20 protein-coding genes and 1 pseudogene are annotated in these 24,270 nt (G+C 73.1%); 11 read left to right on the top strand and 10 right to left on the bottom strand.

What is annotated here, in order from left to right; genetic code table 11:
- Positions 1-41: 41 nt before the first annotated feature.
- Positions 42-1,427: pseudogene (locus ACQUSR_RS31085) on the bottom strand (FAD-dependent oxidoreductase); the annotation flags it as partial.
- A 166-nt stretch (positions 1,428-1,593) separates the two neighbouring features.
- Positions 1,594-3,030 (bottom strand): FGGY family carbohydrate kinase, encoded by a 1,437-nt coding sequence (locus ACQUSR_RS31080; RefSeq protein WP_431046294.1) that lies wholly within the window; start codon positions 3,028-3,030, stop codon positions 1,594-1,596.
- Between the two features lie 413 nt (positions 3,031-3,443).
- Between ACQUSR_RS31080 and ACQUSR_RS31075 the strand changes: the two genes are divergently transcribed.
- A complete protein-coding gene (locus ACQUSR_RS31075) occupies positions 3,444-4,502 on the top strand; it encodes a hypothetical protein (RefSeq protein ID WP_431046292.1) in 1,059 nt (352 codons plus the stop codon).
- 65 nt (positions 4,503-4,567) lie between these two features.
- Entirely contained in the window at positions 4,568-6,103 is a 1,536-nt protein-coding gene (locus ACQUSR_RS31070; RefSeq protein WP_431046290.1) for an amino acid permease, read from the top strand.
- A gap of 343 nt (positions 6,104-6,446) precedes the next feature.
- Here the strand turns inward: ACQUSR_RS31070 and ACQUSR_RS31065 are convergent, their stop codons facing one another.
- The gene (locus tag ACQUSR_RS31065; RefSeq protein WP_431046288.1) at positions 6,447-6,833 is read right to left on the bottom strand and encodes a hypothetical protein; all 387 of its coding nucleotides are present in this window, start codon (positions 6,831-6,833) and stop codon (positions 6,447-6,449) included.
- Between the two features lie 124 nt (positions 6,834-6,957).
- Here ACQUSR_RS31065 and ACQUSR_RS31060 point away from each other — a divergent pair, with 124 nt between their 5' ends.
- Positions 6,958-7,281: a plasmid stabilization protein gene (locus tag ACQUSR_RS31060; RefSeq protein ID WP_431046286.1), complete on the top strand. Its 324-nt coding sequence runs from the start codon at positions 6,958-6,960 to the stop codon at positions 7,279-7,281.
- A gap of 362 nt (positions 7,282-7,643) precedes the next feature.
- Complete coding sequence (locus tag ACQUSR_RS31055; protein ID WP_431046284.1) at positions 7,644-8,450, top strand: SigB/SigF/SigG family RNA polymerase sigma factor; 807 nt, start codon at positions 7,644-7,646, stop codon at positions 8,448-8,450.
- A 50-nt stretch (positions 8,451-8,500) separates the two neighbouring features.
- Here the strand turns inward: ACQUSR_RS31055 and ACQUSR_RS31050 are convergent, their stop codons facing one another.
- Positions 8,501-9,565 (bottom strand): NAD-dependent epimerase/dehydratase family protein, encoded by a 1,065-nt coding sequence (locus ACQUSR_RS31050; RefSeq protein ID WP_431046282.1) that lies wholly within the window; start codon positions 9,563-9,565, stop codon positions 8,501-8,503.
- A gap of 301 nt (positions 9,566-9,866) precedes the next feature.
- Between ACQUSR_RS31050 and ACQUSR_RS31045 the strand changes: the two genes are divergently transcribed.
- The gene (locus ACQUSR_RS31045; protein ID WP_431047949.1) at positions 9,867-10,586 is read left to right on the top strand and encodes a VOC family protein; all 720 of its coding nucleotides are present in this window, start codon (positions 9,867-9,869) and stop codon (positions 10,584-10,586) included.
- Between the two features lie 95 nt (positions 10,587-10,681).
- On the opposite strand, the gene ACQUSR_RS31040 is transcribed toward ACQUSR_RS31045, so the two are convergent.
- On the bottom strand, positions 10,682-11,155 hold the full coding sequence (locus tag ACQUSR_RS31040; RefSeq protein WP_431046280.1) for an Lrp/AsnC family transcriptional regulator: 474 nt from the start codon (positions 11,153-11,155) through the stop codon (positions 10,682-10,684).
- 59 nt (positions 11,156-11,214) lie between these two features.
- Between ACQUSR_RS31040 and ACQUSR_RS31035 the strand changes: the two genes are divergently transcribed.
- On the top strand, positions 11,215-12,357 hold the full coding sequence (locus tag ACQUSR_RS31035) for a trans-sulfuration enzyme family protein (RefSeq protein ID WP_431046278.1): 1,143 nt from the start codon (positions 11,215-11,217) through the stop codon (positions 12,355-12,357).
- Positions 12,358-12,438: 81 nt separating this feature from the next.
- Here the strand turns inward: ACQUSR_RS31035 and ACQUSR_RS31030 are convergent, their stop codons facing one another.
- On the bottom strand, positions 12,439-12,846 hold the full coding sequence (locus ACQUSR_RS31030; RefSeq protein WP_431046276.1) for a YidB family protein: 408 nt from the start codon (positions 12,844-12,846) through the stop codon (positions 12,439-12,441).
- A gap of 72 nt (positions 12,847-12,918) precedes the next feature.
- Positions 12,919-13,353: a DUF2267 domain-containing protein gene (locus ACQUSR_RS31025; protein WP_431046274.1), complete on the bottom strand. Its 435-nt coding sequence runs from the start codon at positions 13,351-13,353 to the stop codon at positions 12,919-12,921.
- A gap of 213 nt (positions 13,354-13,566) precedes the next feature.
- On the opposite strand from ACQUSR_RS31025, the gene ACQUSR_RS31020 reads away from it, so the two are divergent.
- From ACQUSR_RS31020 to ACQUSR_RS31000, 5 genes are all read left to right on the top strand, one after another.
- Positions 13,567-14,166 carry a (2Fe-2S)-binding protein gene (locus ACQUSR_RS31020; RefSeq protein ID WP_431047947.1) on the top strand — a complete coding sequence of 200 codons (600 nt, stop codon included), beginning with the start codon at positions 13,567-13,569 and terminating at the stop codon, positions 14,164-14,166.
- Positions 14,163-15,203 carry an FAD binding domain-containing protein gene (locus ACQUSR_RS31015; protein ID WP_431046272.1) on the top strand — a complete coding sequence of 347 codons (1,041 nt, stop codon included), beginning with the start codon at positions 14,163-14,165 and terminating at the stop codon, positions 15,201-15,203. The genes ACQUSR_RS31020 and ACQUSR_RS31015 overlap by 4 nt, the downstream gene beginning before the upstream one ends.
- Entirely contained in the window at positions 15,200-17,314 is a 2,115-nt protein-coding gene (locus ACQUSR_RS31010; RefSeq protein ID WP_431046270.1) for a xanthine dehydrogenase family protein molybdopterin-binding subunit, read from the top strand. The genes ACQUSR_RS31015 and ACQUSR_RS31010 overlap by 4 nt, the downstream gene beginning before the upstream one ends.
- Positions 17,315-17,330: 16 nt before the next feature.
- Positions 17,331-18,311 (top strand): non-homologous end-joining DNA ligase, encoded by a 981-nt coding sequence (gene ligD / locus ACQUSR_RS31005; RefSeq protein ID WP_431046268.1) that lies wholly within the window; start codon positions 17,331-17,333, stop codon positions 18,309-18,311.
- A gap of 90 nt (positions 18,312-18,401) precedes the next feature.
- Positions 18,402-19,745 (top strand): radical SAM protein, encoded by a 1,344-nt coding sequence (locus ACQUSR_RS31000; protein ID WP_431046266.1) that lies wholly within the window; start codon positions 18,402-18,404, stop codon positions 19,743-19,745.
- Between the two features lie 42 nt (positions 19,746-19,787).
- Here the strand turns inward: ACQUSR_RS31000 and ACQUSR_RS30995 are convergent, their stop codons facing one another.
- The 3 genes from ACQUSR_RS30995 to ACQUSR_RS30985 all read right to left on the bottom strand — a co-directional run bounded on the left by ACQUSR_RS30995 (position 19,788) and on the right by ACQUSR_RS30985 (position 24,254).
- Positions 19,788-21,821, bottom strand: coding sequence for an APC family permease (locus ACQUSR_RS30995; protein ID WP_431046264.1), 2,034 nt, complete (start codon positions 21,819-21,821; stop codon positions 19,788-19,790).
- A gap of 144 nt (positions 21,822-21,965) precedes the next feature.
- A complete protein-coding gene (locus tag ACQUSR_RS30990; RefSeq protein WP_431046262.1) occupies positions 21,966-23,510 on the bottom strand; it encodes a cellulase family glycosylhydrolase in 1,545 nt (514 codons plus the stop codon).
- A 234-nt stretch (positions 23,511-23,744) separates the two neighbouring features.
- Complete coding sequence (locus tag ACQUSR_RS30985) at positions 23,745-24,254, bottom strand: MarR family winged helix-turn-helix transcriptional regulator (protein WP_431046260.1); 510 nt, start codon at positions 24,252-24,254, stop codon at positions 23,745-23,747.
- Positions 24,255-24,270: the final 16 nt, after the last annotated feature.

Genomic DNA, 24,270 nt, shown 5'->3' with positions numbered 1-24,270 from the left:
CCGCAGGTCGTGGAGCCGCTGTCCGCGGTGCCCTTGGCCAGCAGGTCCCGGATCGCCGCCGCGCAGTGGAAGCCTTGGCAGCGGCCGCCCGTCGCGCGGGTGCGGCGGCGGAGTCCGTCGAGGGTCGCGGGCGGCACGGGAGACGCCAGCGCGTCGCGGATCTCGCCCCGGCTCACCCGTTCGCAGTGGCAGACGAGGGTGCCGTACTCGGGGTCGGCGGCGATGAGAGCGGCCCTCTGGTACGGGCGGGGGAAGGCCTCGCCGAGATTCGGTACGCGCAAGGGGGCCGGTTCGCGGGGTTGTCCGAGGGCGAGGCCCGCCTCGGCGAGGAGTCCGGTGACGTGCCGGGCGATGGCCATCGACGCGCTGAGCCCCGTGGAGCGGATGCCGCCGACCGTGACGTACCGCTGGCCGGGGTGGCCGGTGATGCGGTAGTCGCTGTGCTCGGTCGCGGCGCGCAGCCCGGCGTAGACGGCGGTGACCTCCTCGCGGAGCAGGTCCGGCAGGATGCGGGCGCCGCCCGCCCGCAGTGCGGCCAGGCCGTCGGTGGTGGAGCCGGTGGCCCGTTTGTCGTCCAGGTTCTCGGCGGTGGGGCCGAGCAGGACGTTGCCGAACACGGTGGGGCTGACGAGCACGCCCTTGCCGAGCGCGGTGGGCACGGGCAGCAGGATGTGCCGGACCAGGTCGCGGGCGGGCTTGTCGAAGACGATCAGCTGGCCGCGGCGCGGGGTCACGGTGAAGTCGGTGTGGCCCAGCAGCCGGTCGATCTCGTCGGAGCGCAGGCCCGCGGCGTTGACCAGGTGACGGGCCCGCAGGGTGCCCCTGCTGGTGGCGAGTTCGTGGGGTCCCGCGCCCGTTCCGGTACGGACGGACCGGACCCGGCAGTCGAGGTGGAGGTCCGCTCCCGCCCGTACCGCCTGGGTGGCGTAGGCGATGACCGTGGTCCACGGGCAGATGATGCTCTCGCCTGGGATGTCGAGGGCGCCGAGCGCGCCGGGCCCGAGCCGCGGTTCGCGGGCACGTAGTTCGGCCGCGTCGACCAGGCGGGCGTCGTGGTAGCCGTTGCGTTCCGCCTTGGCGGCGAGCCCAGGCAGGGCGGCGAGCTGTTCCTCGTCCCAGGCGATGAGCAGGGCGCCGACGGGTTCGACCGGGATGCCGGTCTCGGCGGCGTACGCGGTGAGCAGCTGGTACCCCTCGCGGACGAGGCGGGCCTCCAGGCTGCCGGGTACGGCGTCGAAACCGGTGTGCAGGATCGCGGTGTTGGCCTTGGAGGTGCCGTCGCCGACATCGTGGGCGGCCTCGACGAGCGCGATCCGCAATGGATGGCGGGCCAGTTCGCGGGCGATGGCGGTGCCCACCACTCCGGCGCCGACGACGGCGACGTCGTACACGTCGTCCGGCAGGTCACCCGTGGTCGTCAAGGTCATGGTGATCCCTCGTTCGATGGAACGTGATGGGGCGGATGTCCGTGTTCCGGGTCCGGGTCCGTGGCTGGGTCCGAGTCCGGGGCCGTGGCCGGGCTCGGCCGTCACGCCCGGTGGTCACGCCCGGCGGTCACGCCCGGTGGTCAGGCCCGGCCGTCACGCCCGGCGGTCACGCCCGGCGGGCAGGTGTCGCGTCCACCGCCGCGCGAAAGACGGCGCGGCGTTCCGCGGCCTCCTCCGCCGTGACGCGCGGTTCGTACACGGCGGCCGGTTTCCACTCGGGCAGCGCGTCGGCCAGTGGCAGCCGAGGGTCGAGGCCGAGCCGGGCGGCGGTGCCCACGCCCAGCGCGGTGACGTCCGGCAGCGCGGAGACCTCGACGGGCCGTTGCAGCAGGTCGGCCTGGGTCTGCATCAGCAAGGCGGAGCGGGTCAGGCCACCGTCGACGCGCAGGGCGGTCAGCGGGGCGCCGGTGGTGGCGGCGGCCGCGTCGGCGATCTCCACGATCTGGGCGGCGATCCCCTCGCACAGGGCCCGGACCAGGTGCCCGGCGGTGGTGTCGAGGCCGAGTCCCGTCAGCGAACCCCGGAGGTCGCTGCGCCACCAGGGGGCGGCGAGTCCGGCGAATGCCGGTACGAAGACGGTGCCGCCTGTGTCCGGTACGGAGCCGCCCACCGGGTCGAGGTCCTCAGGCCCGCGGATGACGCCGAGGTCGGCGAGCCAGCGTACGGCGGACGCGGCGGTGTAGACCTGACCGTCGAGGCAGTAGCTGGTGCGTCCGGCGAACCGCCACGCCACACAGCTGACCAGGCCGGTGGTGGTGCGCCGGGGGCGGTCGCCGGTCTGTGCGAGCAGGAACGCGCCGGTGCCGTAGGTGCACTTGGCGGTGCCGGGTTCGGTCACGTTCTGGGCGAGCAGCGCGGCCTGCTGGTCCACCAGGAGGCCGGTGAGGGGGACGGGGGCGCCGAAAGCGCTCGTCGTGCCGAACGCGCCGCCCGCGTCCACGATCTGCGGCAGCCGCTCCCCGGCCAGGCCGAAGACCTCCAGCGCGGACGGGGACCAGGTGACGTCGTCCAGGTCGAGCAGCTGGGTGCGGCCGGCGGTGGCAGCGTCGGTGACGAACGCCCCGGTCAGTTGGTGGGTCAGCCACACGTCACTGGTGGTGACCACCCCCTCGCGGGTGAGATGGCGGCGGATCCAGGCCATCTTCGGGGCCGCGAAGTACGGGTCCAGGGGCAGCCCGGTGAGCTCGCGCAGCGTGTCGGCGTGCGGGGCGAGTTCCGCGCACAGCCCTTCGGCCCGCCGGTCCTGCCACACGATCGCGTCGGTCAGCGGGGCGCCGGTCACCGGGTCCCAGGCCAGTACGGTCTCGCCCTGGTTGGCCAGTCCCACGGCCGCCACCGGTTCGCCCGCCTCGGCCAGGGCGCGGCGGCTCGCGTCGAGGACCGAGGAGAGCAGCGCCGCCGGGTCGACCTCGACCAGCCCGTCCGCTCCGTAGCGGGGCCGTACCGGAGCCGTACCGGAGCCGATGACTCCGCGTTCTGGGCAGAGCACCAGGGCCTTGGTCCCCGATGTGCCCTGGTCGACGGCGAGTACGGGACCGGTCATGTCGGGACTCCTTCACTCGTCTTCACTCGTCTTCACTCGTTCACGAGCTGTTGGCCGTACGGGCGTCGCGAAAGTCGCCCGAGTGCCGCCGCACCGACTCTAGACTGCCGAACGGAACGCCAACCTCCGGCCGCCGGACGGCTTTCCGTCTCCGCCGCGGCACCGCACGAGAGGGGCACACGACAGCGTCACCCGCACGAGAACGTCAGCTCCATGACCGTGTCACCCCCCACGACGCGTCCGCCCTTCGACACGACACGTCGCCCGCGACGCGGGCCGGTCACGCACCCGGACATGACGCGTCCCCGCCGACTCCGAGGACTTATGACCAGCACGACTCCCGCCGGATGCCGCAGCGGCGGCGCCGGCTCCGTCCGCCGCTCCCCCACCCGCACCGCCGCGGCGGCCGCTTGATGCCCGAGGACGGGTTCCGCCCGGTGTACCACCCGGCGGGTTACGACAACGGGCTGCGGATCGCGTTACAGGACCTGCGCACCGGGCGGTGGGTGGCGATGCGGAACCTCCTGGACGAGACCTCGGAGTGGGCGTCGTGGACCCGGCGGACGCAGGTGCTGGCGACGGCCGCGGCCGGGTCCAACGTGGTGCGCACATGGCGGACCGAGGAGCCCGACAGCACCGCCGCGCTGGTGATGCACGCGAGGGTCGCGGTGGAGCGCACCGTACGCGCCCACCGCGATGGCCACCGGCACACCCGTGAGCTGCGGCAGGAGGCGTGGGAGGCGTGCCACGCGGCCGCGCGCGGCGCGCCGGCCGACCCGGTTCCGTGGGTCTGCCTGCTGGCCCTGGCGCAACTCGACCACCGGCAGCAGTTGGCGGAGCACCGGCTGCGGCCACCGGAGCCGATGCTGTTCCCGGGGCCGTGGGGGCTGTTGGGTGAGGCGCACCGGCGGGACCCGTTCAATCGCGAGGCGTACCACCGGATGCTGCAGTTCGTGTACGCGCGACGCGACGGGGGGCCGCTCGCGGAGGCGGTCAACTACGCGCAGTGGGTGGCCTCGTGCGCGCCCGTGGGCTCGGCGCTCCAGGCGGTGCCGCTGTATGTGCACGTCGAGCGGTTCCGGGAGGGGCACGGCTACAAGCGGGCCCTGGATCTGCACTGGACCACGGAGGAGGCGGTCCGGGACGCGCGGCAGGCGCTGCGCAACTGGTTCGATCACGCCGACCCCGCCGCGTGCTCGCCGCTGGATCTGAACCATCTGGCACACGCTCTGTGGGGTGCGCTGCGGTTCGCCGACGCGGCCCGGGTGTTCGAGGCGCTCGGCCCCTATCTCACGCCGACGCCGTGGGCGCACCGGCACCCCGACGGCCCGGACGGCGGCCCCGAGCGGGCCGAGGAGGTGTTCCTGCGCGCCAGGAGCCGCTGCCTGGCCGCCGCGCGCGACCCGGGGTCCGGACCGGGGCGCGATCCGGACCCCGGGCCAGGGCGCGACCCGGGCGCGCCAAGCGGCTGACCACCCGCGCTCTCCCCCGCCTTTCCCCATGTCCCCCCACCCCCTCTCCCTTCCGGAGGTCGCGTATGTCCCGTATGACATGGACGAGTTCGAGCCAATCCGAACAGCGGGACGAAGAGCAACGGTTACGGGAACTCGGCTATCAGCCGGTGCTGGCCCGCCGCATGGGCGATTTCGGGAACTTCGCCATCAGTTTCTCCGTCATCTCCATCCTGTCCGGCTGCATGACGCTCTACGGGTTCGGAATGCGCACCGGCGGCCCGGCGGTCATGCTGTGGGGCTGGCTCGGTGTCGGGCTCTTCGTGCTCTGCGTCGGCATGGCACTGGCCGAGGTCACCAGCGCCTACCCCACGTCAGGGGCGCTGTACTACATGGCCGACCGGCTCGGGGGCCGGAAGTGGGGCTGGTACACGGGCTGGCTGAACCTGCTCGGCCTGCTCGGCGCCATCGCCGGTATCGACTACGGGGCCGCCCTGTTCACGGGCGCGCTGCTGCATCTGGAGTTCGGGTTCGAGCCCACTCCGGAGAAGACCATGGCCATATTCGGATGCATACTCCTGCTGCACGCGGTGCTCAACCTGTTCGGGGTGCGGCTGGTGAGCGTGCTGAACTCCGTCAGCGTCTGGTGGCATCTGGCGGGCGTCGCGGTGATCGTGACCGCGCTCGCGGTGGTGCCGGACCGGCACCGGTCGGTGTCGTTCGCGTTCTCCGAGTTCGCCAACGAGACCGGCTGGTCCAATCCGCTCTACGTGGCGGCGATCGGGCTGCTGCTGGCGCAGTACACCTTCTCCGGCTACGACGCCTCCGCGCACCTGTCGGAGGAGACCTCGCGCGCGTCGGTGTCCGCGGCCCGCGGCATAGTGCGCTCGATCTGGGTCTCATGGATCGCGGGGTTCGTGCTGCTGGCCGGGCTGACCTTCGCCATCCAGGACTACTCCGGCACGCTGGAGAGCGACACCCAGGTGCCGCCGGCGCAGATCTTCCTCGATGGGCTCGGCACGACCGGCGCCGAACTGCTGCTGCTCGTGGTCATCGTGGCACAGCTGTTCTGCGGCAACGCGGAGGTCGCCGCGGCCAGCCGGATGGTGTTCGCCTTCAGCCGGGACGGCGCGCTGCCGGGCTCGGGGCTCTGGCGGCGGGTCAGCTCCCGTACCCAGACCCCCGTCGCGGCGGTGTGGCTGTCGGTCGGCGTGGCCGGTGTGCTCGCGGCCCCCTCCCTGTACTCCGACACGGCCTACGGGGCGGTGACGGCCATCAACGTCATCGGCATCACCCCGGCCTACGCGATCCCCATCTTCCTGCGGCTGCGCGCCGGGGACCGGTTCCAGCCCGGTCCCTGGCGGCTGGGCCGCTGGAGCCGACCGATCGGCTGGGTGGCCGTGTGCTGGGTGGCGGTGGTGACCGTGCTGTTCTGCCTGCCGCAGTCCCGTCCGGTGACCGTCGATTCCATGAACTACGCCTCGGTCGCCCTGGCGGTGGTGCTGCTGCTGGCCACGGCGTGGTGGTACGTCGCCCGCCGGTCGTACGGCACGCCACAGGGCGCACCGTCCGCGTACGGGACGGCGCGTGAGCAGAAGGAGATAGCGGAGGGGATCGTGTGAGCGGCTCGCGCCCGCCCGCTCGGCCCCGGTGAACGACCCGGCCGCGCGGGCGACCTGAGGAACCGTCCCCGCCGTACGGCGGGGACGGACCTCAACCCGCGGCTCCGCAGTTGTTGCAGCTCCACTGTCCGCTCGGCCCCTGGATGACCGGGGCTCCACACTGGGTGCAGTTCACGACGCCCCTCCTTTCTGGCTCTCTCCAAGAGAGACGCAGTGGAGCCGCCGGAAGCTGCCTCCACGATCGCAACTCGCCGCGACACAGCGCACTGTGAGACGAAATCTCCGGAAACATACCACCCATGGAGATGGCCGAAATACGCGCACCCGGGACGTCGTCACGTGGTCACGTCGTCACGGGCGGGCTCAGCCGGAGCCGGACCTCCATCTCGTGCTCGCCCGATACGTGGTGTTCGCTCTCGATGCCGAACGCGCTCTCCAGCACGTCGCGCACCCAGCGCAGCTCCGGATCGGTGCCGAAGAGGTCGACGGCGATCGGTTCGTCCAGCCCGACGGGGCCCGCGACGCTCCCCCGGCCGGTCGCCTCCACCACGATGGACCACACCGTGGGGCCGTGGGCCGCGGCGCCCGGCGGCGAGGCGGCGGCCTTCTCGCGCACCCCCGCGTCGGTGGCCGGGAACGCGGCCTTGAGGACGTCGAACACGCGGTAGGCGTCGTCCCGGTCGCCGGAGACGCAGACGCCGACGCGCACCGAACTCAGCTGAGCACTCATTGCACCCGGGTAACCGCTCCTGAGGCCGTCAAACGCGGCGGCCGGGTGCCGTTAGGGAGCACCCGGCCGGGGAACCCGACAAGGTCGCACACGGGCCTGAGCACGAGAACGGGAGGTGTCCGCTGTGCCCAGGGGATCGAGCGCCAAGCGCGAACGCCAGTACGAACACATCAAGGACAGCGCGAAGGAGCGCGGCGAGAGCGAGAAGCGGGCCAAGGAGATCGCCGCGCGGACGGTGAACAAGGAACGCGCCCGGGCCGGGGAGTCGCGCACCGCGAGCCGCACGTCCACCCAGGACATCTCCTCCTCCCACCGGGGCGGCCTGCGGTCGGGATCGGGATCCCAGGGCCCGACCAAGGACCAGCTCTACCAGGAGGCCAGGAAGAAGAACATCGAGGGCCGGTCCCACATGAACAAGGAGCAGCTCAAGAACGCCCTCGGGAAGTAGTCGGCGCCCGCGGGCGGTGCGGCGGGACGCACCCCGCGGCGACCACCTTCCTCCCCTCCGCGAAGCGGGAGGGGAAGAGGGTGTCCGCCGCGAGCACCACACGGGCCTGCCGACCGTGGACGTCGACCTCGGAGTGAGCCGGATGCGGTGATCTTCCAGGATGGCTACGGTGGAGGTGACGGGTTGATTGTCATGCTTCGCCCGATTGAGGCGCGGCATTGACACGTGGCCCGTACACAACAGGTGCTTCGGACCGGAGGCACTCTCCGCGGGGTCCGGTCGCACCGGGACCGTCGCCTTCGGCCCCGGTGCGCACGCTCCCCCTGGTGCTCCGCTCACCACCGATCCTGGAGCTCTCCGACATGAGCGTACGTACACAGGCCAGGCGTCCCTCTGCACGGCATCCGCACGACGACGCCCCGGACACGGCGGACATGTTCGAGAAGATCGCCGCACTTCCGGACGGTCCCGAGAAGAACGCGCTCCGGCAGCAGGTGGTCAGCGCCTGGATGCCCATGGCCGACCGGCTGGCCAGGCAGTTCCGCAACCGCGGCGAGTCCCTGGAGGACCTCCAGCAGATCGCGGCGCTCGGGCTGGTCAAGGCCGTCGCCCGCTACGATCCCGCGCGCGGGAACACCTTCGCGAGCTTCGCGGTCCCCACGGTCGTCGGCGAGGTCAAGCGGCACTTCCGGGACCACATGTGGGGCACGCATGTGCCCCGCCGGGTGCAGGAGCTCCGCAACCAGGTGCGGGTCGCCGAACGGGAGCTGTCGTACTCGCTCGACCAGCGCGGCCCCAGCGTGCAGGAGATCGCCGCCTACGCCCACCTGAGCGATCAGGAGGTGCGGCTCGGCCTGGAGGCGATGAACAGCTACTCGCCCCTCTCCCTGGACGCCGAGCTGCCGGGCACCGAGGACGGCTATTCGCTGACCGAGACGCTGGGCGATCTGGAACCGGGATACGACTGGGTGGTGGACCGCGAGGCGCTCAAGCCCCAGCTGCGCAGCCTTCCCTACCGTGAACGGCAGATCCTCTACCTCCGCTTCTTCCGCGGCATGTCGCAGAGCCGGATCGCCGAGGAACTCGGGATCTCCCAGATGCATGTCTCCCGGCTCCTGAGCCGGACCTGTGCCACGTTGCGGGACCGCGTCATGGCCGACCCGGCCTGATGGTGGCTGTCTTTCCCGATGGTCTCCGCCGACCCTTTTCACCGACCCGGCTACCAGCCCGGCATGGCCTCCCATCCGCGCCCGCGGCCGCGCAGCGGCGGCGTCGGCGCCCCCGCCTCCTCCCGGAGGCCGCGCAGCAGTTCCGCCAGCGCCTCGCGGGCGCTGTACCGGGGGCGCCAGCCCAGTTCCTCGGCGGCGCGGCCGGTGTCCATCACCGGCAGCCGCAGGACCGTACGGAGCAGGCCCGGCGTGGCGGGGACGGCGTGCAGCCGCCACAGCGCGGTCAGGGCCGCGGTCGCGGCGGCGGCGGGCAGCCGCACCACCCGCGCCCGCAGCAGCTCGGCCAGGAGGCGCGCGTCCACCACCGGATCGGCGGCGAGGTTGAACGCCCCGCGCACCGGGCGGGTGACCGCCAGCCGGTAGGCCTCGGCCGCGTCGTCGGCGTGCAGCACCTGGAAGCGCAGCCCCGGCAGATCCGGGACCACGGGCACCAGCCCCGGGCGGACCAGCCGACCCGGCACCAGAGGCCCGGCGAACAGCCGGCGCTGCTCGGAGGCCGCGGCCCGCTGGAAGATGAAGCCGGGCCGCATGCGCACCACGCGCACGCCGGGGTGGCGCAACTCGAAGGTGTCCAGAACGCGCTCGACGTACGCCTTCTCGCGGGGGTACGCGGCTTCGGGCCAGCCGTGCGTCGGCCAGCTCTCGTCCACGGCCAGGTCCTTGGGACCCGGCGAGTAGGCCCCGACGGACGAGGCGTACACGAGAGCGGGCACACCCGCGGCCGCCACCGCGTCGAAGACCGCCAGGCTGCCGGTGACGTTCGTCCGCCAGGTCGTGGCCGGGTCGCGCGCGGGCTGGAACCGCCACGCCAGGTGGACGACCGCGTCCGCCCCCGCGAAGTGCCCGACGAGGTCCGCCTGGTCCGCCCCGATGTCCGCGCTCACCCAAGCGGTCTTCGGCGCGTCCCACAGCGGCTCCCGCCGGGCGATCCCCACGATCGACCCGATCGCGGGATCCTCTCCCAACGAGCGCACCACCGCGGTCCCCACGTTGCCGGTGGCGCCGACGACCACGACGCGCGACGGCCCCGCGTCCTGCGGAGTGCGGCTCGTCATGTCTTCCTCCCTTCGCAGGTGGGCCTACCGGGGTACCCGTGATCCCCAGTGGCAAACCCGGTGGCCCGACCATGTGAACGGCACCCGCCGAGCCCCCCGAAAGAGTGAGTTAGCGCAGGAGCGGCCTGGGAACCCGTACTCAGCGGCTGTGACGATCGTGGCCCGTACCCTCTGCCACCGCGGGGCGGAGGGCACGTCGGTGTGGGCGCGGAAGAGGAGCAAGGCGAGTCTCATGTCGGCGGCAAGAGCGGCGAGAGCGGCGAGAGAAGCAGTGGTGGGAGCACCCTGCTGGGTGAGTCTGATGTCCCGGGACATGGAGACGACCCAGGAGTTCTACGGATCGGTCCTCGGCTGGACGTTCCGTTCCGGAGTGCCGGAGGAGGGGTTCTGCGTCGCGTTCGCCGACGGGGCGCCCGTGGCCGGGATCGGCGCGGTCGCGCGCGCCTACCAGGTGGCCGTCTCCTGGACCCCGTATTTCGCCGTGGAGGACGCCGACGCGGCGGCCGCACGGATCCGGGAGCGCAGCGCCACGGTGGCGGTCGGCCCGATCAACTTCGGCAAGGGCCGGGCCGCGCTCGCCTCGGATCCCGACGGCGCGGTGTTCGGGATCTGGCAGGGACAGCTCCCGCACTGGTCCGTCGGGCGCGGCAGCGCGCCCGCCTGGTTGGAGCTGCGCACCCGCGACACCTTCGCCGCCGCCATCTTCTACGCCGGGGTGCTCGACTGGGCCTCCGAGGGCGAGGGGGGCTGCGACGTCGTCTACAAGGGCGACCAGGTGATCGTCCGGGCCGAGTCGGTGGAGGTCGCGGGGATCAGCGGCGGCGCCGTCGAGGCGGCGCCCGACCCGCATGTCCGGCCCCGCTGGCACGTGTACTTCAAGGTCGCCGACGTGGAGGAGGCGGCGCACGCGGCGAGAGCCGCCGGAGGCACGGTGACGCAGTCGCCGCACGTCTCCCGGCTGGGGAAGGAGGCCACGCTGCGCGACCCGGACGGCGGGCTCTTCACCGTCCTGGCCACGTGACGCCAGGGCCCCGCAGGCCCCCATACCCTCCCCCTGCGGGCGCGGGGATCCACCGGGTCGGGCCCATGCCGGCTGCCGGGCCACAGCCGTACCGGTCACGGCGGTGGCAGCAGCGGGCCGCAGTCCCATTGCTGGAAGATCAGCCGCGTCTCCACCCGCGCCACCTCGCGGTGCGAGGTGAACTCGTCCAGCACCAGACGCTGCAGATCGGCGGCGCCGGTCACCGCGACATGCACCAGATAGTCGTCCGGTCCGGTCAGGTGGAACAGTGCCCTCGACTCGGGCAGTGCCCGGACCCGCTCCACGAACGGCCCGATGAGGTCCCTGCGGTGCGGGCGCACCTGCACCAGCAGCACGGCCTGGAGGCCCCGGCCGAGCTTGGCCGGGTCGATGCGCAGTTCATGGCCGAGGATCACCCCCGACCTGCGGAGCCGGTTCACCCGGTCCAGACAGGTGGACGGGGCGATCCCCACCTCCGCGGCCAGGTCGCGATAGGTCGTCCGGGCATCGTTCTGCAGGAGGCGCAGAATGTGCAGATCCACCGGGTCCAGGGGGATGGAATCGGCCATTGGCCGAACATAGCACGGCGATTTTCCGCCATTCCCCGATCGCCGTTCAGCATGCGCGCATGGACACGACAGCACCGAACCCCGTCCGATCACTGGCCACCGAGGCCGTCCACGCCGGACGCGAAGATCTCGCGGAACTCGGCCTGCACGCGCCGCCCCTCGATCTGTCGACCACGTATCCGTCGTACGACAGCCGTGCCGAGGCGGCCCGGATCGACGCCTTCGCCGGCACCGGCGAACGGCTCGAAGGACCGCCGGTCTACGCCCGACTGGACAACCCGACCACGGCCCGGTTCGAGACGGCCCTGGCGCGGCTGGAAGGCACCGAGAGCGCGGTGGCCTTCGCCAGCGGCATGGCGGCGCTGACGGCCTGCCTCCAGGTGCGGATCAGCATGGGACTGCGGCACGTCGTCGCCGTCCGGCCGCTGTACGGATGCAGCGACCATCTGCTCACCGCGGGCCTGCTGGGCAGCGAGGTGACCTGGGTCGACCCGGCGGGGATCGCCGACGCGATCCGGCCCGACACCGGGCTGGTGATGGTCGAGAGCCCGGCCAACCCGACCCTGGCCGAGCTCGATCTGACGGCCATAGCGCGCTCCTGCGGCGAGGTCCCGCTGCTCGCGGACAACACCTTCGCCACCCCTGTGCTGCAGCGCCCCGCCGAGCAGGGCGCGCGGATCGTGCTGCACAGCGCGACGAAGTACCTCGGCGGCCACGGCGACGTGCTCGGCGGGGTCGTCGGCTGCGACGAGGAGTTCGCCCGCCGACTGCGCCTGGTGCGGTTCGCCACCGGCGGGGTGCTGCACCCGCTGGCCGGATACCTGCTGCTGCGGGGCCTGGCGACGCTGCCGGTCCGGGTGCGGGCGGCGTCGGCCACCGCCGCGGAACTCGCGGCGCGCCTGGCGGCCGATCCGCGCGTGGCGCGGGTGCACTACCCCAGGCTCGGCGGCGCGATGGTCGCCTTCGAGGTCGCCGGCGATCCGCACGCGGTGATCGCCGGGGTGCGGCTGATCACTCCGGCGGTCAGCCTGGGCAGCGTCGACTCGCTCATCCAGCACCCCGCCTCGATCAGCCACCGAGTGGTGGCCGAGGGCGATCGGCACGCGGCCGGCGTGAGCGACCGCCTGCTGCGCATGTCGGTGGGGCTGGAGGACGTCGAGGACCTGTGGCGCGATCTCGACGCCGCGCTGGGACGCGGCTGAGCCGATTCCGGACAGACGCGGCCGGGCCGGTCCCCGGGCGTGGGGGCCGCGCCCGGACCCGGTTCGCGAGAGCGGACCGGGTCAGCCGCCGTGCCGCTCCGTGAGGGCGTCCTCCAGCGAGCCCTGCGGCACATCGCCGTCCGGGGTGAGCTTGTCCACCGCCTCGGGGAGGACCTCGGCCAGTTGATCGGCCGCGGTCTCCGGGGAGACGCCCGCCTGCTCGGCGACGTACTCCAGCGCCTGGTACGGCAGCGCCTGCGCGAGCTCCGGACCGCTGACCGGGTCGTTGGCCCCCGTGCTCACCCATGACCGCGCCTTGTCGCCGAGCCCGCCGTCCCGCAGCTGCTCCAGCAGCCCGTCCAGCGCGTTCCCGCCGACCCCGCTGCCGCTGCCGAGGGCGCCGAGCAGCGCGCTCAGCAGATGCGCGCGACCACCCCGTCCGGCGCCGAGCAGCCCGCCGAGCAGGCCCTCCAGGTCATTACCCGCCATCGCTGTGCCCTTCCTGAAAGGCGGTATCGCCACGAATCTACCCAAACCGACCTGGAACGGCATGCCAGGGTGTCATCGGCCGGCCACCCGCCCTTCGGGCATCAGCTCCCGGATGTCGCGCGGCAGCGCCTGGTACAGCCGCTCGGACAGCTCGGGGCTCACGGCCGAGTCCAGTACCTCGAAGACGGCCGCGGCCTCCTCGATCCCGCGCTCCTCCGATGTCCGCGCGCGCCACGCCACCCGCCCGGCGAAGCCCGTCAGATCGAACCGTTCGCCGTGATCGCGCCGGTAGGCGCGCTCTTCCGGAGAGCCCTCGTGGGACAGTCCGGCCCGCCGCAGCGAGACCGCCGCCTCGCCCGGGAGCTGTGCCGCCACATGGTCCGCCAGCCCGTCCGGGATCCGTTCGCCGAGGGTCTCCAGGACCGCCCGGAGGATCCGCTCCGCGGACTGCCGGTCGGGCAGACCCGCCCGGTTCTGGACCAGACCTGTCAGTTCCTCGTAGCGCATGATCGACACCCCTCGGTCGGCGTCCCGGCCCCTCGCCGACCGGGTTCCCGCAGGCCCTCGCGCCAATCACCCACGAAGGGCGGGCCTGCCTGCGGGTGACGTGCCGCCACCGCCGTTTCGGAAGCTCTTGTTCCGGATACCGGAGACATGTCCGCACCCGGAGTGCGGACGTTGCCCGTGCCGACGGTCGCCCGGCCGGACGAGGAGGCGCGCATGGAGTCGGCCGACGCGGCGGAGCACACGTCCCGGATCACGCTGTACGTGAACGAGGCGCCCCGTGACCTGGTGGTCGACCACCGCACCACCGTGCTGGACGTGCTGCGCGAGCGGCTGGATCTGACCGGCGCCAAGAAGGGCTGCGACCACGGGCAGTGCGGCGCCTGCACGGTGCTCGTGGACGGGCTCCGGATGAACAGCTGCCTGCTGCTGGCCGTGGCCCACGACGGGGCGCGGATCACCACCGTCGAGGGCCTGTCGGACGGGTCGCGGCTGCATCCGCTCCAGGAGGCGTTCCTGGAGCGGGACGCCTTCCAGTGCGGTTACTGCACGCCCGGTCAGATCTGCTCCGCCGTCGGCGTGCTGGACGAACTGGCGGCCGGCCTGCCCAGCCTGGTGACGGGCAGCGGCCATCCCGCCGGCGCACCGGTGCCGCCCGATGACGCGGAGATCCGGGAGCGCTTGAGCGGCAACATCTGCCGGTGCGGCGCGTACGTGAACATCGTCCGCGCGGTACGCGACGCGGCCGGCGCCCACACCGGAGCAGCCACCGGACCGGAGCGAGCGGCCACCGGACCGGAGGGTGATGCCCCGTGAAGGCCTTCCGGTACGAGCGCGCGGCCGACCCCGCGGCGGCGGTGGCCACCCTGCGCGCCTACCCCACGGCCCGCTATCTGGCCGGCGGCACCAACCTGGTGGACCTGATGAAGCTCGGCGTGGAACGCCCCGAGCTGCTGATCGACATCACCGGGCTGCCGTACGGCGGCGTGCGGCCCGCTCCCGGCGGCGGACTCCTCATCGGAGCCACCGTCACCAACAGCGAGCTGGCCGCCGACCCCGCGGTGCGCCTGCGCTACCCGCTGCTCGCCCAGGCCCTGCTGTCCGGCGCCTCCGGCCAGTTGCGCAACGCCGCCACCGTCGCCGGCAACCTGCTCCAGCGCACCCGCTGCCTGTACTTCCAGGACACCGGCAAACCGTGCAACAAGCGCGCCCCCGGCACCGGATGCCCGGCGCGGGAGGGCGTGCACCGCGAGCTGGCCGTGCTCGGCGCCTCCGAGCACTGTGTGGCCACGCACCCGTCCGACATGGCCGTCGCGCTGGCCGCGCTGGACGCCGACGTCCACGTCCTGGGCCCCGACGGGCCGCGCACCGTACCCCTCGACGAGCTGCACCGGCTGCCCGGTGACCATCCGGATCGCGACACCGAGCTGGCCCACGGCGACCTCATCACCCACATCGAGCTGCCCGACGTGCCGGAGGCCGCGAACTCCGCCTACCGCAAGGTCCGCGACCGGGCCTCGTACTCGTTCGCACTGGTCTCGGCGGCCGCCGCGTTGGAGGTCGTGGACGGCGCCGTCCGCCGGGTGCGGCTCGCGTTCGGCGGGGTGGCCCACAAGCCGTGGCGGGCGAGGACCGCGGAGCGGCGGCTGCTCGGCGGCCCGGCCACCGAGCAGGCGTACGCCGCGGCCGTGGACGCCGAGCTGGCCCCGGCGGAGCCGCTGCGCGACAACGCGTTCAAGCTGCCCCTGCTGCGCCACGTGGCGGTACGGACCCTCGCCGGGCTCGCCGACGCGCAGGGCGGCACCGGCCGTACCGGGCACGGGGGCGCGGACCGTACCGAGGAGGGCCCATGAGCCACGGCGGGACCGGGGAGCCGGTGCTCCGGCTGGAGGGCCGCGAGAAGGTGACCGGCGCCGCCCGGTACGCGGCCGAGCACCCGGTCGACGGCTGCGTCCACGCCTGGCCGGTGCCCGCGGCGATCGCCAAGGGCCGGATCACCGGCATCGACACCGAACGGGCCCTGGCCGAGCCCGGCGCGCTGGCCGTGCTCACCCACGACAACGCTCCCCGGCTGGGCGAGGCCGACGACCCGGGACTGCTGGTGCTCCAGTCGCCGCGGGTGGCGCACCGCGGGAGTTACGTCGCGCTGGCCGTCGCGGACACCGTGGAGGCGGCGCGGGCCACGGCCGAGGCCGTGCACGTGGAGTACGCGCCGGAGCCGCACGACGTCCGGTTCCACTCCGCCCATCCCGGCCTGTACGCCCCGGAGTACGTCAACGGCGGCTACCCCGCCGACCGGGAGCGCGGCGACTTCGACGCCGCGTACGCGGACGCGGCGGTGCGGATCGACACCGTCTACCGCGTCCCCCCTCTGCACAACCATCCGATCGAGCCACACGCCGCGACCGCGGTGTGGGCGGGCGGACGGCTGCGCGTGTACGACTCCAGTCAGGGTGCCGCCCTGGTCCGCGACACCCTGGCCGGGCTGTTCGGCCTGGATCCGGAGCGGATCACGGTCGTCTCCGAGCACGTCGGCGGCGGGTTCGGCTGCAAGGGGACGCCGCGGCCGCACGTGGTGCTGGCGGTGATGGCGGCCCTGGCCACCGGCCGTCCCGTCAAACTGTCGCTGCCCCGGCCCCAGATGGCCGCCGTCGTGGGGCACCGTGCGGGCACCGAGCAGCGGCTCCGGATCGGCGCGGACACCGACGGGCGGATCGCCGCGCTCGCGCACGAGGTGGCCACCTACAGCTCCGCCGTACGGGAGTTCACCGAGCAGGCCGCGCTCCCCTCCCGGACGATGTACGCCAGCCCGAACAGCCGCACCACGCACCGGCTGGCCCGGCTGGACGTGCCGACACCGTCCTGGTTGCGGGCTCCCGGGGAGTGCCCGGGGATGTTCGCGCTGGAGTCGGCGATGGACGAACTGGCCGTCGCCTGCGGGGTCGACCCGGTGGAGCTGCGGCTGCGCAACGACACCCCGGTCGAGCCCGATTCGGGGCGGCGGTTCAGCAGCCGCGGACTGGCCGACTGCCTGCGGGAGGGGGCGCGCCGCTTCGGCTGGGCGGGCCGCGACCCGCGCCCCGGCAGCCGTGCCGAGGGCCGGCTGCTGATCGGCACCGGTGTGGCGGCCTCCTGCTATCCGACGGAGGTCAGCCCCTCGCACGCCGAGGCCCGCGCCTCGGCCGCGGGCGGCTTCGCGGTCCGGGTCAACGCCACCGACATCGGCACCGGGGCGCGCACGGTGCTGGCGCAGATCGCCGCCGACGCCCTGGAGGTCCCGGTGGACCTGGTGCGGATCGAGATCGGGTGCAGCGATCTGCCGAGGGCGCCGCTGGCCGGTGGCTCGGCCGGGACCGCGTCCTGGGGCTGGGCCGTACACAAGGCGTGCCGCTCGCTGGCGCGCGCCGTGGCCGAACAGGGCGGCCCGCTGCCGGAGTCGGGGCTGTCGGTACGGGTCGACACCGAGGACGAGGTGGCGGCCCTGCCGGAGGACGTCGCCCGGCGGGCGTTCGGCGCGCAGTTCGCCGAGGTGGCGGTGGACATGGACACCGGGGAGACCCGGGTGCGGCGGCTGCTCGGGGTCTTCGCGGTCGGCCGGGTCCTCAACCCCCTCACGGCCCGCTCCCAGTTGGTCGGCGGCATGACGATGGGCCTGTCGATGGCCCTGATGGAGCACAGCACCATGGACCCGGGCTTCGGCGACCACGCCGAACGCGACCTGGCGTCGTACCACGTGGCCGTGCACGCGGATGTGCCGGACGTCCAGGCGTACTGGGTGGCGGAGCAGGACACCCGGCTCAACCCGATGGGCTCCAAGGGCATCGGCGAGATCGGCGTCGTCGGCACGGCGGCCGCCGTCGCCAACGCCGTCCGGCACGCGACCGGCGTGCGCGTACGGGACCTGCCGGTCCGCCCGGAGTCGGTGCTGCCGGGTCTCGGGGAATGGCAGACGGCCGGCGGCTGAGCGGTTCTGACCAGGTATGGCCTCTCCCCCACCCGCCTCCGCCGCCGGCCCCGCGCCACCGGGGCTTCCGGAGCTGGCGCCGATGCTGGCGACCCTGGGCGCGCTGCCGACGGGCGCCGCCGACTGGGCGTACGAGGTCAAGTGGGACGGCGTGCGGACGCTGGTCTATCTGCCGGGCGACGGGACCGTACGGCTGGTCAGCCGCACCGGCCGGCAGATCACCGCGGGCTACCCCGAGCTCGCCGCCGTCGCCGCACCCGGGCTCACCGCCGTCCTGGACGGCGAGATCGTCGCCCTGGACGAGCGCGGCCGACCCGACTTCGGGCGGTTGCAGCAGCGGATGGGCCTCACCCGTCCGGCGCGGGTACGGGCCGTGGCGCGGGCCGTACCCGTCACCCTGATGCTCTTCGACGTCCTCCATCTGGCCGGGCGGTCCACGCTGGAGCTGCCGTACACCGAGCGGCGGCGGCTGCTGGAGGCGCTGGAGTTCCCCGCTCCGTACGTCGCCGTCCCCCCGTACTGGCCGCCGGGCCGCGGCGAGACCGCCCTGACCTGGACCCGGGAGCAGGGTCTTGAGGGCGTGGTCGCCAAGCGCGTGGCGTCGCGCTACGAACCCGGTCGGCGGTCCCGTAACTGGATCAAGACAAAGCACGTCCGTACGGTCGACATCCTCATCGGCGGCTGGGTGCCCAGGGACCCCGGGGCCGCCGCCGTCCGCTCGCTGCTGGTCGGGGTGGGCGGCCCGCGCGGCCTGGCTTACGCGGGGTCGGTGGGCACGGGCTTCTCCGAGCAGGAGAGCCGCCGCCTCGCCGGACTGCTGCGCCCGCTCCAGACGCCGGCGCCGCCGTTCGAGGACACGAGCGCCGTCGACCTGACCCTGCCGGTCCGCTGGGTGCGTCCCGTACTCGGCGGCGAGGTGGAGTTCCTCGAATGGACCCGCGGCGGCCGGCTGCGCGCGCCGGTGTGGCGGGGCCTGCGCGGACCCCTTGGCGTCTGAGGACACAACAGGACCCCGGTGCGCAAAGCGGTACGCGGGGGTTGCCAGAATGGGCCGCAGGCAGTAACGGAACGATGGCAGGAGCCGCGCATGCAGAGCCGTACCGCGTTGGTCGAGGATCTGATGGGGCGCTTCCCCCATGTGCCACGTGAAGCCGTGATCAAGGAGGACCTGCTGCGCGGCGGCATCGCCTTCGACGAGTCAGCGCTCAGCGACAGCGCCGACGAGGCGTCCGGCGAGGTCAAGCCGAAGTCGTACTTCATCTTCTCCTTCGACCACCGCACCCTGCCCGAGCTGGGCGCCGCGGCGCTGCGCCGCCCGCCGGAGGAGATCGTGCTCACCGGCGGCCCGTACGAGCTGCGCCGCACGGTGGTCTCGGTGCGCGTCAACCCCGCGTCGCCGTACCGGGTGATGCCGGGCGAGGACGGGTCGCTGGGGCTCTACCTCGACGGGACGCGGATCGCCGACGTGGGGCTGCCGCCGATGCCCGAGTACTACCGGCACAAGCTGGCCAGCGGCAAGTCGGTGATGGAGGTGGCACCGACCATCCAGTGGGGCTACCTGATCTATCTGACGGTGTTCCGGGTCTGCCAGTACTTCGGCGCCAAGGAGGAGTGCCAGTACTGCGACATCAACCACAACTGGCGCCAGCACAAGGCGGCAGGGCGCCCCTACACCGGGGTGAAGCCGGTGGAGGAGGTGCTGGAGGCGCTGGAGATCATCGACAAGTACGACACCGCCCGCGCCTCGACGGCCTACACCCTCACCGGCGGCTCCATCACCTCCAAGGTCGCGGGCCGGGACGAGGCCGACTTCTACGGGCACTACGCGCAGGCCATCGAGGAGCGCTTCCCGGGCCGGTGGATCGGCAAGGTCGTGGCGCAGGCGCTGCCCAAGGCCGACGTCCAGCGGTTCCACGACTACGGCGTACGGATCTACCACCCCAACTACGAGGTGTGGGACCGGCGGCTGTTCGAGCTGTACTGCCCGGGCAAGGAGCGCTATGTGGGCCGCGACGAGTGGCACCGGCGGATCCTGGACTCCGCCGAGGTCTTCGGCCCGCGCAACGTGATCCCGAACTTCGTCGCGGGCGTGGAGATGGCGGAGCCGTTCGGCTTCACCACGGTCGATGAGGCGATCGACTCCACCGCCGAGGGGCTGCGGTACTTCATGTCGCGGGGCATCACCCCGCGGTTCACCACCTGGTGCCCGGAGCCGACCACCCCGCTGGGGAAGGCCAATCCGCAGGGTGCGCCGCTGGAGTACCACATCCGGCTGCTGGAGGTGTACCGCGCGACGCTGGAGGAGTTCGGGCTGACCTCGCCGCCCGGTTACGGGCCGCCGGGACCGGGGCGCGCGGTGTTCTCGGTCAGCTCCTTCATGGACAGCCTGCCGCTGGAAGACGACCGCGCGACCGCTGACGTCGGCGCGTGACCCGCTGACACCGGCGCCTGACCCGCTGACGCCGGGCGCTCGTCAGGGCGGTCCGGGCCGGTGCCGGGCGGTGGCGGCATTGGGCGGCTCGCCGCGCCGCACCGAGCCCGGGGCGCGCGCGGCCGGGTGGTCGGCCCGGACCGAGGAGCTGAGCTGCCACGGCACGCTGGTGACCATCACGCCCGGGGTGAACAGCAGTCGGCTCTTGAGCCACAGCGCGGACTGGTTGTGCAGCAGGTTCTCCCACCACCGGCCGACCACGTACTCGGGGATGTAGACACTGATCACGTCGCGTGGGCTGGAGCGCCGGATGGAGCGCACGTACTCCACCACGGGCCGGGTGACCTCGCGGTAAGGGGAGTCGAGGACCTTCAGCGGTACGTCGACGTCCAGTTGCTCCCAGCGGTGCTCCAGTTCGGCCGCCTCCTCGCGTTCGACGGCGACGGTGAGGGCTTCGAGGTGGTCGGGGCGCAGCGCGCGGGCGTAGGCCAGGGCCCGCAGGGTGGGTTTGTGCACGGTGGAGACGAGGACGATCGCCAGGACCCGGGAGGGCGGGGCGAGTTCGTCGCGCGGGTCGGTGACCGCGAGTTCGGCGGCCGTGGCGTCGTAGTGGCGGCGGATGCCCCGCATCATCAGCCACAGCAGGACGGCGGCGAGCACCGCCAGCCAGGCGCCCTGGACGAACTTGGTGGCCAGCACGATCACCAGCACCAGGCCGGTGATGACGGCGCCGGTGGCGTTGACGACGCGCGCCACGTGGTACCTGCGGCGTACGGCGGAGGTCGACTCGGCGCGCAGCGCCCGGTTCCAGTGCCGGACCATGCCGGCCTGGGAGAGCGTGAAGGAGGTGAAGACGCCCAGGATGTAGAGGTGGATGAGGTCGGTGACGTTCGCCTTGTAGGCCCACAGCAGCGCGCCGACGACGACGGCCAGCGCCAGGATGCCGTTGGAGAAGGCGAGCCGGTCGCCCCGGTTGTGCAGCTGGCGCGGCAGATAGCGGTGTTCGGCGAGGATCGAGCCCAGGAGCGGGAACCCGTTGTAGGCGGTGTTCGCGGCCAGGATCAGCACCAGGGCGGTGGCGGCCTGGATGTAGTAGAAGCCGACGCTGCTGTCGCCGCCGAAGACGGCGGCGGCCAGCTGGGCGATGACGGTGCGCTGGGTGTGGTCATCGCAGTCGGCGAGGCCGACGAGGTGGCAGGGGTCGTCGACGATGTGCACCTTGGCGACCACGGCGAGCGTGGTGACCCCGCTGAACATCGTGATCGCGATCAGGCCCATCGCCGCCATCGTGGTCGCCGCGTTCTTCGACTTGGGCTTGCGGAAGGCCGGTACGCCGTTGGAGATGGCCTCCACCCCGGTCAGCGCCGTACAGCCGCTGGAGAAGGCGCGCAGGACCAGCATCGTCAGCGCCAGTCCGGCCAGGTCCTCGTCGCCGGGCTCGGGTTCGATCCCGTACGCGGCGCTCTCGGCGACCGGCGCGTCGCCCACGAGATAGCGGAACAGCCCCGTGCCGACCATGATCAGCACGCCGCCGATGAACAGATAGGTCGGGGCGGCGAACGCCCGGCCCGACTCCCTGATGCCGCGCAGGTTCGCCGCGGTCAGCAGGGCCACGAAGCCCAATGCCATGGGGACCCGGTAGGTGTCCAGGTCGGGCACCGCCGAGATGATGTTGTCCACCCCTGAGGCGACCGAGACCGCCACCGTCATCACGTAGTCGACCAGCAGGGAGGCGGCGACGACGAGCCCGGCGGCGGGCCCCAGGTTGCTGGAGGCCACCTCGTAGGAGCCGCCGCCGCTGGGATAGGCGTGCACCACCTGGCGGTAGGAGAGCACCACGACGGTCATCAGGAAGACCACGGCGGCGGCGATCCACGGGGTGAAGTGCAGATACGCCAGTCCGCCGAGGGTCAGGACGAGCAGGATCTCCTGGGTGGCGTACGCCACGGAGGACAGCGGGTCCGACGCGAAGATCGGCAGGGCGAGACGCTTGGGCAGCAGCGTCTCGTGCAGTTCCTCGCTGCGCTTGGCGCGGCCGATCACCAGACGCTTGAGCAGCTCGGTCACGTGGATCACGGTGCGAGCGTCTCAGGGCCGCCGCCGTTTCCTCGCCGTTCACCAGCCGCGCCCGGGGCTGTACGTACGAATGGCAGACGGGCGTACCGGCATTCGGGCGTACGCGGCGGTGGCCCGAGACCTATCTGTGCCGTCGTCCCTGGGTCAGCGGGCGGTCGCCGTCACCCGTACCGTGGCACCCGGACGGGCCGCCGGGAGCAGGACCTTCGCCTCCCCCGGCCCCGTGGCCACCACCGCCGCGCCGCCGCCGGTCACCGACACCCGCGCCCCGCCGGGGAAGGCGGCGGCGGGCAGGCTGAGGAGGGTCCAGGCGCGCCGCGTGGTGCGGTCGGCGGTCAGGGTGAGGGTGTAGGTCCGGGTGACCGGGTCGTAGGACTCGGCCTCCGGGGTGCCCGCCACCGCCCGCGCGTAGGGGGCGAAGGCGGGCTCCTTGCCGGGGGCGGGGCTGCCGTCCCGGTCGTGGACGCAGTAGCCGCCGCCGTCCTGGGCACGGCAGCCGTACCACATGGCCCAGCCCGAGGCGAAGCCGTCCATGGAGGCCACCTGACGTCGAATCAGCTCGGCGTTTCCGGGGCTGGTGGCCTTCGGCGGGCCCCATTCGCCGACGAGCACGGGAAGCCGGTGGGCGGCCGGATAGCCGCCGATGGAGGCCTCGTAGTTCTCGATGAAGCGGCCCGAGGGGTCCCAGTCGGCGCCCGATTCGACGGCGGTGTCGTAGTAGTGCGGGGCGTAGCCGAGTCGGTCCGCGCCGCGCCGCGGGTCGTCGAAGCCGGGCAGGCGGGTGGGGACGCCCTGGCCGACCAGGACGGTGGGTTCGAGGAAGAGCCACGCGTCGGGGTCGGCGGAGCGGACGGCGCCGATCAGCCTCCGGTACATGGCCGCGAGTCGGCCGCGTTCGAGCGCGGCGGCGGCGTCGGCCTGGTCCTCGGGGTCGGCCGGGTCTCCCGGGACGGGCCCGAAGGGCTCGTTGAACAGGTCGTAGCCCAGCAGGGAGCGGTGTCCGCGGAGGGTGGCGGCGACCTCGGCGTAGGCGGCGGTCTGGGCGGCGCGCAGGTCGGCGTCGTCGTACAGGTGCGTGAAGGCGGCCTGTACGGCGGGCTGGAAGTAGTCCGCGAACCAGTCGTCGGGGTTCGGTTCGAAGGGCAGCCCATCGGTGCGGGTGGCCCATGCGGGGATCCCGTTGTGCCCGAACGCCGGACCGTAGACGTCCTGGTGCCAGTCGACCAGGACCAGCACCCGGTGGCGGTCCGCCCAGCCCAGGACCCGGTCGAGATAGCGCAGATAGCCGGTGTCGTAGCGGCCGCGGCGCGGTTCGACCTTCTCCCACTGGATATTGAGCCGCATCAGCCCGAAGCCGTCGCGGGGCAGCCGGGCGACGCGCTCTTCGGTCACGGTGTCGGTCTTGCCGAGGTTGAGTCCACGGAGCCGTAGTACACGGCCGTGCCGGTCGGTGAGATACGTGACGCCGTCGGGTGCGGTGACGGTGCCGGACGGGAGGGGCCAGTCCACCCGCTCGGGCGGCGCGGCCGCTGCCGCCGGGGCCACCGTGGTCGGCGCGGTCACCGTCGCGGCCGGATCCGGCGCCGGTGCGGATGCGGCGGCGGATCCGCTGGTGGGGGCGATGGCGGGGGCGGCGCAGAGCAGGGCCGTGCCGAGGGCGAGTGTCGTGGCGGCGCGGAGCGGACGCATGGCGGCCTCCCGTTGGCGGTCGGATCGGTGCCCGGCAGCAGCCGATCCTGGCCTCCGTCAGTCGTGCGGACAAGGGGCGGGCACCAAGTTTCCTGACACGTTGTCATCTTTCCTGCGCGCCGACAGGGCGGAGTGCGGCGAGTCAGGGCAGGCCGGGCCGCGGCTTGGCGGGGCAGCGGCCTGGCGCGTCAGCCGCATGGGGGCACCGGCCTGACAGGTCAGGCGCCTGGCGGGTCAGGCGCCGAACCAGCCCGCGACGTCGAGGCGGAAGTAGCCGCCGGGCGCCAGGGTGCGCAGGTCCGCTTCCAGCGCGCGGACGCGCTCCGCGCCCAGCGCCGCGACCCATTCGACCCGCAGCTCTTCGAAGATCGCGGCGGACTTGCGCAGGGCGTCGACCCCGTGCGGCGTGAGCCGGACGATCTTGCGCCGCGCGTCCGTCAGGTCGATCGCCCGCTCGGCGTAGCCGAGCGCCACCAGGCGGTCGACCGTCTTGCCCGCGGCCTGCTTGGAGACGTCGAGCCGCCGCCCCAGTTCACTGGCGGTGGCACCGTCGGGCCCGATGGCCTGCATCGCGAAGCCGAAGGCCGGGCGGACGTCCGGATGCCCCTGGCGCGACAGCTCGGCGTGCAGCCGGTCGATGATCGTGCGGAATCCCGCGAACAGCAGCAGCGGGAGCTCGAACCCGGCTCCATCCCGGGCCTCTCGCGTTGATCCTGACCTCGCTTCAGAGGTGGGTTCAGTCATTGCACATCTCGACAAC

Origin of the sequence: Streptomyces sp. P1-3 (assembly GCF_050613155.1) — a bacterium.
Lineage (GTDB): Bacteria > Actinomycetota > Actinomycetes > Streptomycetales > Streptomycetaceae > Streptomyces.
This window is presented reverse-complemented; position numbering and strand designations above follow the sequence as displayed.